Annotated in this window: 13 protein-coding genes; 2 read left to right on the plus strand and 11 right to left on the minus strand. The window is 60.0% G+C overall.

The genetic code is table 11. The annotated features are described in order from the left end of the window. The first annotated feature begins 50 nt into the window (after positions 1-50). Complete coding sequence (gene xerC, locus RHP74_RS14005) at positions 51-941, plus strand: tyrosine recombinase XerC (RefSeq protein WP_010460071.1); 891 nt, start codon at positions 51-53, stop codon at positions 939-941. Between the two features lie 10 nt (positions 942-951). On the opposite strand, the gene RHP74_RS14010 is transcribed toward xerC, so the two are convergent. The 10 genes from RHP74_RS14010 to RHP74_RS14055 all read right to left on the minus strand — a co-directional run bounded on the left by RHP74_RS14010 (position 952) and on the right by RHP74_RS14055 (position 12397). After that, on the minus strand, positions 952-2022 hold the full coding sequence (locus RHP74_RS14010) for an ABC transporter ATP-binding protein (RefSeq protein ID WP_154504609.1): 1071 nt from the start codon (positions 2020-2022) through the stop codon (positions 952-954). After that, positions 2019-3617, minus strand: coding sequence for an ABC transporter permease (locus RHP74_RS14015; protein ID WP_409201935.1), 1599 nt, complete (start codon positions 3615-3617; stop codon positions 2019-2021). The genes RHP74_RS14010 and RHP74_RS14015 overlap by 4 nt, the downstream gene beginning before the upstream one ends. Positions 3618-3620: 3 nt before the next feature. Beyond that, positions 3621-4631, minus strand: coding sequence for an iron ABC transporter substrate-binding protein (locus tag RHP74_RS14020; protein ID WP_311100017.1), 1011 nt, complete (start codon positions 4629-4631; stop codon positions 3621-3623). A 205-nt stretch (positions 4632-4836) separates the two neighbouring features. Further along, on the minus strand, positions 4837-5397 hold the full coding sequence (locus tag RHP74_RS14025; protein WP_311100019.1) for a PqiC family protein: 561 nt from the start codon (positions 5395-5397) through the stop codon (positions 4837-4839). Between the two features lie 16 nt (positions 5398-5413). Further along, a complete protein-coding gene (locus RHP74_RS14030) occupies positions 5414-7069 on the minus strand; it encodes an intermembrane transport protein PqiB (RefSeq protein ID WP_282411539.1) in 1656 nt (551 codons plus the stop codon). Then, complete coding sequence (locus RHP74_RS14035) at positions 7050-7709, minus strand: paraquat-inducible protein A (protein WP_010460084.1); 660 nt, start codon at positions 7707-7709, stop codon at positions 7050-7052. The genes RHP74_RS14030 and RHP74_RS14035 overlap by 20 nt, the downstream gene beginning before the upstream one ends. Further along, the gene (locus RHP74_RS14040) at positions 7706-8302 is read right to left on the minus strand and encodes a paraquat-inducible protein A (protein WP_010460085.1); all 597 of its coding nucleotides are present in this window, start codon (positions 8300-8302) and stop codon (positions 7706-7708) included. Before RHP74_RS14040 ends, RHP74_RS14035 begins: the two co-directional genes overlap by 4 nt. A gap of 212 nt (positions 8303-8514) precedes the next feature. Beyond that, positions 8515-9807 carry an FAD-binding oxidoreductase gene (locus RHP74_RS14045; RefSeq protein WP_304873853.1) on the minus strand — a complete coding sequence of 431 codons (1293 nt, stop codon included), beginning with the start codon at positions 9805-9807 and terminating at the stop codon, positions 8515-8517. Further along, on the minus strand, positions 9804-10892 hold the full coding sequence (locus tag RHP74_RS14050; protein WP_221109489.1) for a polyamine ABC transporter substrate-binding protein: 1089 nt from the start codon (positions 10890-10892) through the stop codon (positions 9804-9806). Before RHP74_RS14050 ends, RHP74_RS14045 begins: the two co-directional genes overlap by 4 nt. A 146-nt stretch (positions 10893-11038) precedes the next feature. Then, positions 11039-12397: a glutamine synthetase family protein gene (locus RHP74_RS14055; protein ID WP_077748402.1), complete on the minus strand. Its 1359-nt coding sequence runs from the start codon at positions 12395-12397 to the stop codon at positions 11039-11041. A 162-nt stretch (positions 12398-12559) separates the two neighbouring features. Between RHP74_RS14055 and RHP74_RS14060 the strand changes: the two genes are divergently transcribed. Beyond that, complete coding sequence (locus tag RHP74_RS14060) at positions 12560-13474, plus strand: helix-turn-helix domain-containing protein (RefSeq protein ID WP_311100026.1); 915 nt, start codon at positions 12560-12562, stop codon at positions 13472-13474. A 62-nt stretch (positions 13475-13536) separates the two neighbouring features. Here the strand turns inward: RHP74_RS14060 and RHP74_RS14065 are convergent, their stop codons facing one another. After that, on the minus strand, positions 13537-15924 hold the full coding sequence (locus tag RHP74_RS14065; protein ID WP_311100028.1) for a DUF3772 domain-containing protein: 2388 nt from the start codon (positions 15922-15924) through the stop codon (positions 13537-13539). Positions 15925-16061 lie beyond the last annotated feature (137 nt).

The following is a 16061-nucleotide window of genomic DNA, read 5'->3' on the forward strand; positions in this document are numbered from 1 at the left end:
GTTTGATTGACTTAGTTAATACCCACTCTGTTGCTTCGAAGACCAACCCGATGACTGTCTACCTGGCCCGACTGGCGCCCTCCAGTCAGTTGACCATGCGCTACGTTTTGCAGGATGCGGCCGACCGTTTGGGTTTCGAAGACATGAATGTCGAGGAGATTCCCTGGCATCAGCTCCAACCCGACAATGTGATTGCGCTGGTCGCAGCGCTGCGTGAAGACGGGTACGCACCGAATACCTCGTCGCTGTACGTCAATGCGGTACGCGGGGTGATGAACGAAGCGTGGCGCATGAGCCTGATCAGTCAGGAACACTTGCTGAAAATGCGCTCGGTGAAAGGGATTGCCGGCACGCGTCTGTCCCAGGGGCGCAACCTCAGGCGCTCGCTGATTCAGGAGATGATGGCGGTGTGTGCCGCCGACCCGCGTCCTCAAGGCTTGAGAGACGCCGCCATCATCGGAATTTTGTACGGTTCGGGAATGCGCAAATCCGAGTCGGTGAACCTGGACCTGTCACAGGTGGATTTCAGCGAGCGCAGCTTGCGGGTCACCGCCAAGGGCAACAAGCAGTTGATCAAATACGCCCCGGCCTGGGCCTTTGAAAAACTGCAGGCCTGGCTGGAACTGCGCCGTTCGCACCTCAAGGAAGGCGAGGTGGACGACCCGTTCCTGTTCAACCGTATCCGTCGTGGCAGCCACATCACCCGCGAGCGCATCACCAAACACGCGATCTATTACATCGCCCGGCAGCGCGGTGCGCAGGTCGGGGTGAAGATCATGCCGCATGATTTCCGGCGCTCGTTCATCACCCGGGTGATCGAAGAGCATGACCTGTCGATCGCGCAAAAACTCGCTCATCACAGCAATATCCAGACGACGGCCAACTACGATGTGCGCGACGACAACGAGCGGCGTCGGGCGGTTGACCGCTTCGATCTCTGATGGACTTGATTCACGGTTCACTCAGCACATGGGCATGGCCGATGGTTGATACGTGAACCTCGCTGCCAGCGGGCGGCGCGTACAGGCCAGAGCTGCGCACCATCAATGATCGACCGTGCGGGTCGCCGGCGACGGTGGGCTGCAACTCCACGGTCAAGGTGCAGGTGTTGCCGCTGAAATCCCGCTCGGTCACCACGGCGCGGCACCCGGCGACTTCGGTCGGACTGGGCTGGATGCTGACCAGTTGCAGCTGCTCGGGGCGCAGCATGATCTGCGCCGCATTGTTATTACGGTGGTTGTTAACCGGAATACGGCCCAGATCGCAATGGGCCCACCCGGCCTCGATCCTGGCGGGCATGACCACGGCATCTCCAAGAAACAGCGCGGTCTGTTCGTCGTCGGGATAGCGGTAAAGGTCCAGCGGATGGCCCGACTGCACCAGCCGGCCGTCACGCATTACCGCCAACTGATCGGCGAACGACAAGGCTTCACTCTGGTCATGGGTGACCAGGATGGTGGTGACGCCGGCGTCGGACAGCAATCGCGCGACCATTTTGCGCATGGCGCCCCGCAGACCGGTATCGAGGGCCGAAAACGGCTCGTCCAGCAACATCAGCCGTGGTTGCTGCGCCAACGCACGCGCCAGCGCCACTCGCTGTTGCTGACCACCGGAAAGCTCATGAGGCCAACGTTGGGCCATGCTCGCGTCGAGGGCCACGCTGTCCATCAACTCAGCGATTCGCTGGTGCTTCGCCTCGCCTTTGGTCGACAGCCCGAAACCGATATTGGCGGCCACCGTCATGTGCGGGAACAGCGCGCCGTCCTGGGGGACATAGCCGATCAAGCGCTGATGCGCCGGGACTTCATGGGTGTCGTCGACGAGTGTCTGGCCGTCGAGCGAAATACTGCCCGTGTCCGGGAATTCGAAACCGGCGATCATCCGCAGCAACGTGGTTTTTCCGGAACCCGAGGGGCCAACGATGACTGTCCGGCTGCCTTTTGGCACCGACAGGCTGACGTTCTCCAGCGCTCGCTGAGAACCGTAATATTTGCAGATCGCGTGCAGTTCCAGAGCGTTCATCGTCCAGCCGTTCGTTTGGATTGGTAATAAAGAATTGCGGTCAACGGAAGCGACAGCACAATCATCAGCAGGGCGTAGGGCGCGGCGGCGGCATAGTCGATTTCGCTGGTCATGGCCCAGAAACCGGTGGCCAGGGTGCGCGTGCCGTTGGGGGCGAGCAGCAGGGTCGCGGTCAGCTCATTGGTGATCGCCAGAAACACCAGCGCGGCACCGGCGGCGGCCCCGGGCGCGGCCAGGCGCAGGGTGATCAGCCACAGTGCTCGCGCAGGCGAGCGGCCGAGGCTGCGCGCCATGTTTTCCAGTTCGACCGGTGCCTGCGCGATGCCCGCACGCAAACTCACCAGGGCGCGGGGCAAAAACATCAGCAGATACGCCAACAGGACGGTGATCGTGGTCTGGTAGATCGGTCGGGCGAAATGAATGGTAATGGTGACCAAGGCCAGGGCGACGACGATCCCGGGCAACGAGCTGGTGATGTAGTTGCAGCTTTCGAGCAACCGCTGCAGCCGACCCGGCGAGCGAATCGACAGCCAGGCAATCGGGATGGCGGCGCAGGTGGTCAGGACTGCGCCGCAAATCCCCAGCAGCAGGGTTTGTTCCAGCGCCGGCACAAGCTCTGCCAAGTCCCAGACTTGCGGGCCGCCCGCGATCAGCCATTTGCCCAAGGTGATCAGCGGCACACCCAAGGCCAGGGCGCAGGTGGTGATTTGCAGCATCAACCCCAGCACGGTGGCTTGAGCGCCCAGGCGCACCACCCGTTGTTCACGCGCGCTGCCGGAACCGACCCGGGCGTAACGCGCCGTACCGCGAGCGGCCGATTCGGCGGTCAGCATCAGCAGGCAACACAGGGCGAGCACGCTGGCCAGCATGTGGGCAGCGGGGCCGTTGAAGGTGGATTTGAACTGATCGAAGATCGCCGTGGTGAAGGTGTCGAAGCGGATCATCGCGTACAGGCCATATTCGGCCAGCAGGTGCAGGCCCACGAGCAACGCACCGCCACAGATGGCCAGGCGCAGTTGCGGCAACACCACCCGGAAAAAGATCGCCCAGGGCTTGAGCCCCAGGGATTCGGCCACGTCTTCGATCGCCGGGTCGAGCCGGCGCAACGTCGCTGCAATCGGCAAGTACAGGAACGGGAAGTAGGCGATCACCGAGACCAGAACCCCGGCAAACAGGCCGTGAATCGGTGGTACCAGGCTGACCCAGGCATAGCTGTGCACGAAGGCCGGCACCGCCAGCGGCGCGATCGCCAGCAACGACCAGCCACGTCGCCCGGGCAGGTTGGTGCGCTCCGTCAACCAGGCCAGGGCCAGGCCCAGGCTGATGCACAACGGAATCGTGATCACCACTAGCAACACGGTGTTGATCAGTAACTCGCCGACCCGAGGCCGGAACACCAGCGGCACCAGCGTTGCCCAGCCGGTTTGTATCGACACGCCGATGACGAAGGCAATCGGCATCAGTGCCAGCAACGACACCAGCACCGACAAACCGATTACCCAGGCGCCACCGCGACCGGCGAAGACGCCACGGGCGCGTCGTTGCAGGTTGACGGGTATCGCCGCAGGGATACCGGTTGGCAGGGATTCAGGGATCAATTAGAGCAGCCCCGCCTGAGTCATCAGGTCCACGGCTTTTTTGCTGTCGAGTTTCGACGCATCGACCATCGGGGCGTCGAGTTGCGACAAAGGCACCAGTTTCGGATTGGATGGGGCGTTTTTGCCCACGGCGTATTCAAACGACTTGCCAGTCTTGAGGATGTCCTGGCCGTCCTTGCCGGTGATCCATTTGAGCAACGCCTGGGCTTGTTCCTTGTGCTTGCTGGACGACAATACGCCGCCCCCCGAGACGCTGACAAAGGCCCCCGGGTCCTTGTGCTTGAAGTAGTGCAGGGCCGTGTTGTTGCTGTTTTCGCCGGTCTTGGCTTGATCGCCGAAGCTGTAATAGTGATAGATCACGCCGCTGTCGATCTGCCCGGCATTCACCGCCTTGAGCACGGCGCTGTTGCCGCGATAGGCCGTAACGTTGTTTTTCATCCCTTTGAGCCATTCCAGCGTTGCGGCTTCACCCTTGAGTTCCAGCACTGCAGCGACGATTGCCTGGAAGTCAGCACCGGCCGGAGAAGCGCCCCAACGACCTTTCCACGCTGGACCCGCGAGGTCCATCATTGATTTCGGCAAGTCGGCCTCGGGCAGTTTCGCAGGGTTATAGACAAACACGGTTGAGCGCGCGGCAATCCCGACCCATTTGCCATGGGCCGGACGATAAGCCGCCTCGACTTGCTCCAGCGTCGTCGGGGCAACCGGCGCAAACAGGCCGGCGTTGTCCACCAGCACCATCGCCGGGGAGTTCTCGGTCAGGAACACATCGGCCGGGGACGCGGCGCCTTCCTGCACGATCTGATTGCCCATCTCGGTATCGTCACCATTGCGCACGGTGACCTTGATGCCGGTTTCCTTGGTGAAGCCCTCGACCCAGGCTTTGGTCAGGCTTTCGTGCTGCGCGTTGTAGACCACAATGCCGTCATCCGCTGCAAACACCTGTGTGGCGCCGAGCAGGGCAGTGGCCAGCAAGGCCGCTTTGAGGAAGGAAGGGGTAGAGGTGAACATTCTGTCGGCAGCTCCTGTTCTTTTGGAAGGCATGCACGTCCATTCGCGGATCAATCAATGCGAACCATTTGCATGTTTGAATCGCAGGGAATGTAGAGCTAAAAATGAGAAAAAAACGTCAAAGAAACCGTTAATACATGTCATTTACATTCAGATTAGCAGCACCTCGGCCCCTTGCCCGATGGGTCTGAATCAAACGGTGTGGTCACTGGCTCGATGGGCAGCCTTTCGAAGTTCCGCCGGCCGCCTGATTGATCGCAGCGGCCAGACGCTTGACGTTGTTCTGATGGGCCACCACCAATTCATCAATGCTGGGACCGGAAGGTGACTGCAACGTGCTGCGGCAAGTAATCAGCGTGTTATCACTGTCGCCAAGGCTGCGCAGGCGCCATTTGACGTCGATCAGCGCGTATTGCCCTGGAATCGAGTCGAAGCGCTGCACATCCAGGCGCAGTGACATTTTGCGTTGTGAATGGCTGTTGATCAGTTGGTCAACCATGGCGCTGCGCAATTCATCCACCAGGCTCGCGGCCCACCATTCGGTTTCGAGTATCGCCAGGCCGCTGTTGCCCTGGCGGATCACGATCTGCGGACGATCAACCTGAGGCGGTACGCTGATGCTTTCAATCTCGATCTCCGAGGTAGCGCCTCTGGATTGATTACCCAATTGCGCCGGAATCAGGGTGTGAAACTGAATCGGATCACTGCGGCAAGCGGTGAGCAGTAACAGCGCGGTGACCAAGGTGATCTTCAGCGAAAAAGCCATGGTGTTGCTCCTGTGGTCAGTTGCGCGGTGGCGCCTGCAGATCCATCGGTGCGGCGTTGTTGGGGCGGCCGCGAATCAGCGATTCCGGATGCCGTCCCAGGTAATCCGAGAGCTCACGCAAGGAGCGCGACATGCGTCCGAGTTCGTCCAGGGTCTGGGTCAGCTGTTCGCGCTGCGGTGAGTCTTCGGCGAGCGTCGAACTGGCCGATTGCAGGGTTTTGCTGACGTCGGCCAGGGTGGTTTGCACGCCCGGCAGCGTCTTGGCGTTGAATTGGGCGAGGCCTTTGCGCAGTTCGACGAGGTTACTGTCGAGATTGCCGGCAATTCGCTCGATCGGCAGTTGGTTGATCTTGTTGACCATGCCTTCGAGTTTTTCCTGCAACTGTTCGAGGCTGCCGGGAATGGTTGGAATACTGACCGGACGGGCGCTTGGATCGAACGCGACTTTCTCGGCCTTGGGGTAGAAATCCAGTGAGATGTACAGCTGGCCGGTCAGCAGATTGCCGCTGCGCGCCTGGGCGCGCAGACCGTTCTCGATAAAGGAACCCATCAAGCGCACGCCTGCGGCTTCATCATTGGGATCATGATTGAGCGCCTTGAGCATTTTGGTATGGGCCGAACCCAGGCGCTGCGGGTAGATCACGATGCCAACGTTGACCGGGAAGCTGCGCTTTTTCGCATCGAAATCCAGATTGATCGACACCACTTTGCCGAACTCCACGCCGAGGAATTCCACCGGTGCATCGACTTTGAGGCCACGCAGGGCCTGGTCGAAACGCAGGCTCAAGTATTGGCCCTTGCCACTGGGCGGGGCGAGGGCGGTTTGCTGGTCGGGGAACAGTTCATAGGCATACTCTTCTGCCGCCGGTTTATCGTTGGGGCTGTACTCCGGCGCGCGGAAGGCGATGCCGCCCACCAGCAGCGATGACAACGACTCGGTCTTCACCGCAAAGCCATTGGCGCCGACGCTGACATCAATACCGCTGGCGTTCCAGAACCGGGTGTTTTCGGTGACATAGGCATCGTTGGGCGCGTGAATGAACAGGTCGATGTTCACACCGTTGCCGTCAGGGTCCAGCGCATAGGCCACCACCTGGCCGACCGGAATTTTCCGGTAATAGACTGGCGAGCCGATGTCCAGCGATCCGAGGTCCTGGGTGTGCAAGGTAAAGCGTTTGCCCGGTTCGCCATAGGTAATCGCTGGCGGGTTTTCCTGGCCTTTGAAGTGTTTCGAACGGGTGTTGGACTGGCCGATATCCGCGCCGATGTAGTCACCGGAGAACAGGGTATCGATGCCCGACACGCCGCCGGCACCGATACGCGGACGCACCACCCAGAACTGTGAGTCTTCACGGGTGAAGCTTTCCGCCTGTTTGGCCAGTTTGATCGTGGCGTTGACACTCTTCTGGTCGCTGCTCAGTTCCACGTCCGAGACCTGCCCGATCACCACATTGCGGTATTTGACCTCGGTCTTGTTGGCAGTCAGGCCGCTGCCGGTCTTGAACGTGACCGTGATGGTCGGGCCTTCCTGCATCATGCTGTGGACCACCAGGGAAATGCCCACCAGTACTGCGACGATTGGCACGATCCAGACCAGCGAAACGCTGAAACGACGAGTCTTGATTGGGGCCTGGCCAGGGGCTTGCGGCCCGTCAGTGGCTTGCGACTTCATCCATGTCCTCCTCGGTGTGTGAGTTTTTATCCTGCTCGTTATCCCAGATCAGACGCGGGTCGAAACTCATCGCTGACAGCATGGTGAACACCACCACCAGTCCAAAAAACAGAATGCCCGGACGCGGTTCGATATCGGCCAGGGCTTGAAACTTCACCAGTGAGGCCACCAGGGCCACCACGATCACGTCGAGCATGGACCAATAACCGATGAGCTCGACGAAGCGGTATAACGTCGATCGCTCCTTGCGCGCCCATAGGCTGTTGCGATGCACCGTAATCAGCAGCAGCATTAACGCGACGAACTTGACGCCCGGCACCGCGATGCTGGCGATAAAAATGATCAGGGCGATGTCCCAGGCACCGTGCTGCCAGAAATCCAGCACGCCGCCCATGATTGTGCTGTCAGCTCCGTTGCCGACCATCTTCGTATTCATCACCGGCAGCAGATTGGCCGGGACGTAAAACACCAATGAGGTCAGCAGGTAGGCCCAGGTGCGGGTCAGCGAGTTGGTTTTGCGCCGATGCAACGGCGCGCCGCAGCGCTCGCATTCTTGCGGTTCACCTGTCATGTCGCAGGCCAGTCCGCAGCTGTGGCACAGGCAGAGGTTGAGTTCGCTGGCGACCGGAGGCGTTGTCATAGAATGTCCCACAGCTCACGGATATCGCGCCCGGCGATGCGGATCATCATCAGGCTGAGCACCGCCAGGGCAAACAGACCGATGCCGGGCAGCACATCCAGCAACCCGGCGAGCTTGATCACCGCAACCATGGCCCCCAGCAGACAGACTTCGAGCATGCTCCAGGGCCGCAGGGTTTCCAGCCAGCGCATGCAGAAGCTGAAACCGGGCGAGCGCCGGGAGGCGAGGGCATAGCTCAGCACCCAGATCAGCAGCAACAGCTGGAAAATCGGCGCGATGATCATCGCGATCGCCGCCACCATGGCAATGAACGTGATCGGCCCCAGGCTCAGGGCCAGCACCGAGTCCCAGAGGGTTGCGCTGTTTTTCAGGCCTTTGAGGCTGATGCTCATGACCGGGTAGAAATTGGCGAAAATCCACAGCATCAACGCCGTCCAGGTCAACGCCAGGCGTTGTTCCACCGTCAGGCCGTTATAGCGCTGGAGCACACCGCCGCAGCGTGTACACAGGGTTTTTTGATGTTTGGCGAGCGTGACTTTTTCATACACGCAGTCGCAGTGCTCGCAGATGATCAGTTGGTCAGTCGTAGCCATTGGCCGCACTCGCCAGGACGCAGAAAAGTCAGAGCACCTCCTCAATATAGAAGTGCCTTGCGATTGAGCAAATCGAAAGGCCTAAACAACTGATTGACCGCGTTATCGTTTATCGCGAGCAGGCTCACTCCCACAGGGATCGTCGTCGTTCACAAATGCTGTGTCCGCCGAAAATCCCCTGTGGGAGCGAGCCTGCTCGCGATAGCGGCCTGTCAGCCAACCAGTTCGCGCAGGCGATACCAGAACATCCCGAGCGCCAGCAACGGCGAGCGCAGCATCGGCCCGCCGGGAAAGGTCATGTGCGGCACGGCGCTGAACACGTCGAACCCTCGACTGTGCCCGGCATGGATCGCTTCACCCAATAGCTTCGCGCACCAATGCGTGACGTTCAGCCCATGCCCCGAGTAACCCTGGGCATAAAAAACATTCGGGTGCTGACTCAAGCGGCCAACTTGCGGGAAGCGATTGGCGGAGATGCCGATCCGGCCGCCCCATTGATAGTCGATGCGCACATCGCGCAATTGCGGGAAGACTTTGAGCATCTGCGGGCGCATGTACGCCGTGATGTCAGCCGGATCGCGCCCGGAATAATGGCAGGCGCCGCCAAACAGCAAGCGCCGGTCCGCCGAGAGCCGGTAGTAATCCAGGCCGACTTTCTGGTCGCATAACGCGAGGTTCTGCGGGATCAACTGCGCGGCAACCTCAGGTGCCAACGGCTCGGTGGCAATGATATAGCTGCCGGCCGGGAGCACCTTGCCGCTGAGCTTCGGTTCGAGTTCTTCAAGGTGCGCGTTGCAGGCCAGCACCAGACTTCCCGCGCGTACCGTGCCACCGGCACAGCGAACCTGCACCGTGCTGCCATGGATCAACTCCAGAACCGGGCTCTGCTCGAAGATCTGCACCCCAAGGGATTGCGCCAGCCTTGCTTCGCCCAGCACCAGATTGAGCGGATGCAAATGGCCCGAACCCATGTCGACCAGACCACCGGCATAGACGCTTGAGTCCACCACTTGCTCACGGATCTGCTCCGGCCCGACCAGACGGGTTTCGTGGGCGTAACCTGATTCGGCCAGACTGTCGCGCTCCGTCTTGAACGCCGCGAATTGCGCCTTGGTGTTGGCCAGCTCGCAGAACCCCCAGCGCAGGTCGCACTCAATCCCGTGTTCACGGACGCGATTGCCCACCAGTTCCACCGATTCGATCCCCGCACGCTCCAGATAGCGCACCCCGTCCTCACCGACGTACCGGGTGAAACCGCTGACGTCATGGCCGATTCCGCGGATCAACTGCCCGCCATTGCGCCCGCTGGCGCCCCAGCCAATCCGCCGGCCCTCCAGCACAATCACCGAGAGCCCGCGCTGAGCCAGCTCGATCGCGGTGTTGACCCCGGTAAAACCGCCGCCGATCACGCAGACATCGGCCACCAGGTCCGAGGCCAGCGTGGGGTAGGGCGTCAGGCCTTTGGCGGTGGCCGCGTAGTAGGAATGTGCGTGTTCGTTATTCATTTGTTGGACTTCACTTTGCTCCAGGAACGGGTCATCAGTCGCATGATCGCCTGGGGCGGGGTGGTCGAAATGTAGAGTTTGTCGAGGACTGCCTGAGGTGGGTAAACCTCAGGGTTGTTCACCAGCTCCGCGTCCATGTATTCCTTGGCGGCGGGGTTCGGGTTGGCGTAGCCGACCGAGGCGCTGACCTTGGCAATCACTTGCGGGTCCAGAAGGTAGTTGATGAAGGCATGGGCTTCTTTCGGGTTGCTGGCATCGGCAGGAATCGCCAACAGGTCAAACCACAAGTTACTGCCTTCCTTCGGAATGGCGTAGGCGATGTTCACGCCGTTTTTGGCTTCCTTGGCCCGGTTGGCGGCCTGGAACACATCACCGGAATAGCCGAAGGCAACGCAGATGTCGCCGTTGGCCAGGTCCGACACGTATTTGGAGGAGTGGAAATAGGTGATGTAAGGCCGGATGCTCAACAGTTTGGCTTCGGCTTTTTTGAAGTCTTCAGGGTTCTCGCTGCGCGGGTCCATGCCCATGTAATTGAGAATCGCCGGAAACACCTCATCGGCCGAGTCCATCATCGATACGCCGCACTGGCTGAGTTTCTTGATGTTTTCCGGTTCGAACAGCACTTCCCAGGAATCGATGCGGTCGATGCCGAGCACTTGCTTGACCTTGTCGACGTTGTAGCCGATGCCGTTGGTGCCCCACAGGTACGGCACGGAATGCTCGTTTCCCGGATCGTTTTTCTCCAGCAGCGTCAACAATTTCGGGTCGAGGTTCTTGAAGTTGGGCAACTGCGCACGGTCCAGCTTGAGGAACGCGCCGGCCTTCACCTGACGGGCGAGGAAGTGGTTGGACGGCACGACCACGTCATACCCGGTACGCCCGGCGAGCAACTTGCCCTCCAGGGTTTCGTTGGAATCGAAGACGTCGTAGATCACCTTGATCCCGGATTTGGCCTGGAAGTCGGCGAGGGTGGTTTCGCCGATGTAATCGGTCCAGTTGTAGACGCTGACGGTGGGTTGAGCCTGGGCAACGGCACTGAACAGCACGGCAAGCGCGGCCGGCACCATGGATTTCAATAGACGCATTCGACACCTCTTTAGTTATTAGACTGTGTAGGAGCGAGGCTTGCCCGCGAAGGCGGCCTGACTGTCAACGATGATGTTGAACGGACCGGCCTCTTCGCGGGCAAGCCTCGCTCCTACAGGGGGGGGCGCGTGATCTCGCGTGGTTTTCAGACGCTAAGCATCAAGAACTCACGCTCCCAGGAACTGATCACCCGCTTGAAGTTCTCGTGTTCGGCACGCTTGACCGCCACGTAACCGCGCACGAATTTGTCGCCCAGATACCGTCCGATGGTTTCGCTCTCTTCCATCTGCGTCAGCGCATCCTCGATGGTGATCGGCAGGCGCAGGTTGCGGCGCTCGTAGGCTCGACCTTGCACCGCCGCACTCGGTTCGATGCGTTCAACCATGCCCAGATAACCGCACAACAAACTGGCCGCGATCGCCAGGTACGGGTTGGCGTCAGCCCCCGGCAAGCGGTTCTCCACGCGCATCGAATCTGGCGTCGAAGTCGGCACTCGCAGGCCGACGGTGCGGTTTTCTTCGCCCCATTCAACGTTGACCGGGGCCGAGGTGTCCGGCAGGAAGCGGCGGAACGAGTTGACGTTGGGCGCGAACATCGGCAGCACTTTGGGGATGTACTTTTGCAGACCGCCGATGTGGTGCAGGAACAGCTCGCTCATCGTGCCGTCGGCATTGGCGAAGATCGGCTGACCGGTGGCAATGTCGACTACGCTCTGGTGGATGTGCATGGCGCTGCCGGGCTCGTCGCCAATCGGCTTGGCCATGAAGGTTGCCGCGACGTTGTGCTTGAGCGCCGCCTCACGCATGGTGCGTTTGAACACAGTGATCTGGTCGGCCAGGTCCAGCGCATCGCCATGACGGAAGTTGATTTCCATCTGCGCCGGGCCGTCTTCGTGGATCAGTGTGTCGAGGTCCAGGCCTTGCAGTTCGCACCAGTCGTAGACGTCTTCGAACAGCGGATCGAATTCGTTCGCGGCGTCGATGGAAAACGACTGACGACCGCTTTCCGCACGGCCCGAACGACCCAGCGGCGCCTTGAGCGGCAAGTCCGGGTCTTCACAGCGCTGGGTCAGGTAGAACTCCATTTCCGGCGCGACAATCGGCCGCCAGCCTTTGTCGGTGTACAGCTGCAGCACTTTCTTCAGCACGTTGCGCGGCGACAGTTCGATCGGGTTGCCGAACTTGTCGAAGGTGTCGTGGATCACGATGGCGGTCGGCTCGATGGCCCATGGAATCACATACACCGCGTCGGCGACGGGCTTGCAGACCATGTCGATGTCGGCCGGGTCGAGCAGGTCGTAGTAGATGTCGTCGTCGACAAAGTCCCCGGTTACCGTTTGCAAAAGCACACTTTCCGGCAGGCGCATGCCTCGCTCATGCAGGAACTTGTTGGTGGGTGCGATTTTGCCGCGTGCAATGCCGGTCAAGTCACTGACCACACACTCGACTTCGGTAATCTTGTGATCTTTCAGCCACGTGAGGAGCTGATCGAAAGGGGCATTCATAAAGACCTCGTTATTGGTTTTTTTTAACGCCGGGGAGGACGGTTACATCCACCGCACACTTCCCCTGAGACGCGTTGACGACTATCTTGGGCGAGCCTTGCGGTTCCATCTATCCACTTTCAGCAGCACCAAAACGCACCAAACGAGTGCGTAAGGTCATTCATGTCAGCGTCCAGTCCAATACAGGTTCAAGCGTTCAACACCGACGATGTCGCTGCGCAAATCCGCGCCACGCCGGGTTGGGTCCAGCATTACCAGCAAATGTCGCCGGGGCATTTCGCCGGGCGTGTGCGCTACCTGGACCTGCAAGGCGTGGAGATTTACGAAGAGCAGATGAACACCCGGGTCGAACAGAATTTCAGCGCGCCCGAGGGTTCGCTGGCGTTCTGTTTCGATCGCAGCGACAACACGCTGTATGTGTTGAATGGCGAAAGCCGCAACATCTGGATCACCCCGGAGAACTACCAAGAAGTCGCCGTGGTATTTGGTCCGGAGTTCGTGCAGCGTCACGGTTTGAATGTTGCGCGGCTGGAAGGCTTGTTCATGTCGCCGCTGAACTCGGGGCAGAACGCCTTGTTCAGCCGCTGGTTGAGCGGCACCTTGACCCGCCTCGCCGAAACGCTCGACCCGCCGAGCAAAGAAGCGCTGACCCAGCAACTGCTCGAAGACTGCCTGTACATCCTCGACAACGCCTGTGTGTGCCTCGATCACGGCGGCCTGCAGCGCCGCACCGAAGAACGCGCAGTGATGAAACGCATCGGCGAATGGGCCGCCGACTCACCGGAAGAAACCCTCAACCTGCTGGAGCTCTCCCAGGTGGCCGGGGTTTCCCTGCGGCAGTTGCAGCACGCGTTCAAGGCCTTCACCGGGATGACGCCCACCCATTGGCTGCGCCTGCGCCGCCTCAACAGCGCCCACCGCGAATTGCTTGCGCGAACACCGAATGACACCACCGTTGCCGAAGTGGCGATGAATTGGTCGTTCTGGCATCTGGGGCGGTTTTCCAGCAGTTACCGGGCGCTGTTCAAGGAACTGCCGAGTGAAACGCTCAAGCGCATTCGCCCGAGCAGGACCTGATTCACCAGTTCAGCCTCGCCGAGAGGGCGCAGTGACTGGCTGAACGACCGGTTTCTTGTTGTTCAAACCGTCGATGCAGGTTTCGCCAGTTCAATACCCGCCGCCCCCAATCGCTTGAGGATCTCAAACAGCAGATCGCTTTTAGTCGTGCCGACGATTCTCGGGCTGCTGACGTAGCCCGTGACCGTCAGCGTGATGCCTTCGGGGGTCAGTTTGCTGAACCGGACGAAGGTAGCCGGTTTGTCGAGGATGGTTTCGTTCTCGCGGTACGTGTCGTACAGCAGGTTTTGAACTTGCTCCGGATCGATGTCCAGCGGGAACATCAGCTCCAGAGTCGCCACCCCTTGTGCGCTGCCGCCGAGGGTGACGTTGCGCAGGTTCTGCGAGATCAGTTGTGAGTTGGGCACGATGACGATCGAGCGGTCACTGAGTTGTATTTCGGTGGCCCTGACGTTGATGCGGCGGATGTCGCCTTCGACGCCACTGATGCTGATCAGGTCGCCGACCTTGACCGGGCGCTCGGTCAGCAGAATCAGCCCGGAGACGAAGTTCTTGACGATTTCCTGCAAGCCGAAGCCGATCCCCACCGACAGGGCGCTGACAATCCACGCCAGGTTGGTCCACTCGATGCCCAGGGATGACAAGGTCAGCAGAATCACCAGGGCGTAGCCGATATTGGAGAACAGTGTGCTGAGCGAGGCACACATGCCGGGGTCCATGTCGGTCTTGGGCAGGAACTCGTTATCCAGCCATCGGCGCAGTGCGCGAATCAGATAGATGCCGATGAACAGGGCCAGTAGCGCATTCAGCAAATGGCCCGGGATGATATTGAGTTTGCGCAGGCCATCGCCGCCGAGGATGGCGAACGTCTGGGTAAACAGTTGCCCCAGCGTCGTGCCGACGCCACCGACAAACAGTGAAATGACCGCCAGCAGCATTAAACCGGCGCGACCGACACCGGACAGAATGATCGACGCTTGCTCAAGGCGTACATCGCCGATTCCGAGCAATTGTTTGAGCGCCTTGCCGCTTGGACTCTTGGGTGAAAACAAGTACTCACAGCTGTCTCTGAACAATTGCGTCAGCAAGTAGAAGCCCGACAGGATGATAAAACCCCAGACCAGTTGGTACGTGATGAACCGTGCCAGGGAGATGTAGCCGATCAGCAGCGCAATCAGCGATACCACCGTCGCAAAACCGGCCAACGAATAAATCAGGCCGGCAAGGGTGGTACTCGATTCGGGCGCTTCCCCGGTAGCCGCAACGGCTCGGCGGACTCTGCTGGCTCGCCGGAACAACGTGCCGATAATCAGCGTGACCACCAGCGCGATCAAACCGCGGCCAAACAGAATGGCCGGCGGGCTCATGCCGGTGACGTTGGTGATTTGTGCCAGGCTGACCAGAATCAGCAGTGTGACGGCCAGTATCCTGGGGAAGGGCTGGATTGCCAGTGCCACGGGATCGGAGATGGCCGGCAGCCGCCAGGAAGGATGTCGGGTCGACAGCAGCGCCCGGCTCAGACCGGTAATCAGGATGCACACATAGATGATTTTTTCGAATTCATCGGCAAAGTTCTGAATCAAAGGCGACAACGGCAATTGCCGGGTGAGCGCATAAAACAACAGTTGCATTGCAAAAGCCGTGGTCAGCAGCGTGGCCACGACAGAGGCCAGTGCGAGCGAGCTTCGACGCAAACGTCCTTCCGGCATTCGATGAATACACACCCAGGTCAGCCCGCGCTCCGCGATTCTTCGGCCCCAGGACCAAATCCCCAGGGCCAGCACGATCAATGCGACGGCGAACAGGCGCTCGCCGGGTTGCCAGGCGGCCTTGATTGCGCTGGAAGCCTGCTGGATGAATTCGCTCAGCCGCTGGCGGTCCTCCTTCAGCGGACTGAACAATGGCGCCCAGAACCCCGGCCCCAGGATACTGCCGCTGCGCAGCGTGACTTCGGATTCCAGCAGGTTGCGGCGAATGCCGGCGATTTGAATAAGGAGACCGGCAGCATTGTTTCTGAGTGCTGTCAGGGTTTTGAGGCTGGAATCGACTTTGGTCTTTTGCTCGGAGAGATAGGCTCTTTGCGTCGCGATATCCGATTTCTCTGACTCTACATCGTCGAGTGATACCGGGCCCAACACATCAAGTTGGGCTTGCAGTTGCTTCTGTTCGGGCAGCAGGGATGACTGCAGGCTATCCACGTCGTTGATAAACGACTGAACAGCATCTTGCAGGCCGACCATCTGGGTGAGGTTATTGGCCAGCGAAATCTGTTGCTTGATTCGGTCAAGGCGAATTTGCAGGTTTTGCAGATCACTCTGAGAAATGACTAACGACGAAGTACCCGATGTAATACCTGCAGCCGGCAGTATGTCGGCGGCCGACAGCGCTCCGTCACTGGTTGCAAGCAGCGTGAGCACGACGAACATCATTGACTTCAATGCATTACGCATGGGGGTGCTCGACTCTGTGGTGGGTCGCTCAACCTATGAGGTTAGGCCATCAAGCCAAAACGATCGAAAAGAATCCTGTTCGCCGTCAGGATCAGGCAATACCGTGCAGAGAGTGGGTGCCGCGTGATCTACACTCT

Origin of the sequence: Pseudomonas sp. SG20052 (genome assembly GCF_031766055.1) — a bacterium.
GTDB lineage: Bacteria > Pseudomonadota > Gammaproteobacteria > Pseudomonadales > Pseudomonadaceae > Aquipseudomonas > Aquipseudomonas mandelii.

What these genes read in the sequence shown, in the direction of transcription:
- xerC (WP_010460071.1), top strand. Translation starts at nt 51, where the DNA reads ATGACTGTCTACCTGGCCCGACTGGCGCCCTCCAGTCAGTTGACCATG.
- RHP74_RS14010 (WP_154504609.1), bottom strand. Translation starts at nt 2,022, where the DNA reads ATGAACGCTCTGGAACTGCACGCGATCTGCAAATATTACGGTTCTCAG.
- RHP74_RS14020 (WP_311100017.1), bottom strand. Translation starts at nt 4,631, where the DNA reads ATGTTCACCTCTACCCCTTCCTTCCTCAAAGCGGCCTTGCTGGCCACT.
- RHP74_RS14025 (WP_311100019.1), bottom strand. Translation starts at nt 5,397, where the DNA reads ATGGCTTTTTCGCTGAAGATCACCTTGGTCACCGCGCTGTTACTGCTC.
- RHP74_RS14030 (WP_282411539.1), bottom strand. Translation starts at nt 7,069, where the DNA reads ATGAAGTCGCAAGCCACTGACGGGCCGCAAGCCCCTGGCCAGGCCCCA.
- RHP74_RS14035 (WP_010460084.1), bottom strand. Translation starts at nt 7,709, where the DNA reads ATGACAACGCCTCCGGTCGCCAGCGAACTCAACCTCTGCCTGTGCCAC.
- RHP74_RS14040 (WP_010460085.1), bottom strand. Translation starts at nt 8,302, where the DNA reads ATGGCTACGACTGACCAACTGATCATCTGCGAGCACTGCGACTGCGTG.
- RHP74_RS14045 (WP_304873853.1), bottom strand. Translation starts at nt 9,807, where the DNA reads ATGAATAACGAACACGCACATTCCTACTACGCGGCCACCGCCAAAGGC.
- RHP74_RS14050 (WP_221109489.1), bottom strand. Translation starts at nt 10,892, where the DNA reads ATGCGTCTATTGAAATCCATGGTGCCGGCCGCGCTTGCCGTGCTGTTC.
- RHP74_RS14055 (WP_077748402.1), bottom strand. Translation starts at nt 12,397, where the DNA reads ATGAATGCCCCTTTCGATCAGCTCCTCACGTGGCTGAAAGATCACAAG.
- RHP74_RS14060 (WP_311100026.1), top strand. Translation starts at nt 12,560, where the DNA reads ATGTCAGCGTCCAGTCCAATACAGGTTCAAGCGTTCAACACCGACGAT.
- RHP74_RS14065 (WP_311100028.1), bottom strand. Translation starts at nt 15,924, where the DNA reads ATGCGTAATGCATTGAAGTCAATGATGTTCGTCGTGCTCACGCTGCTT.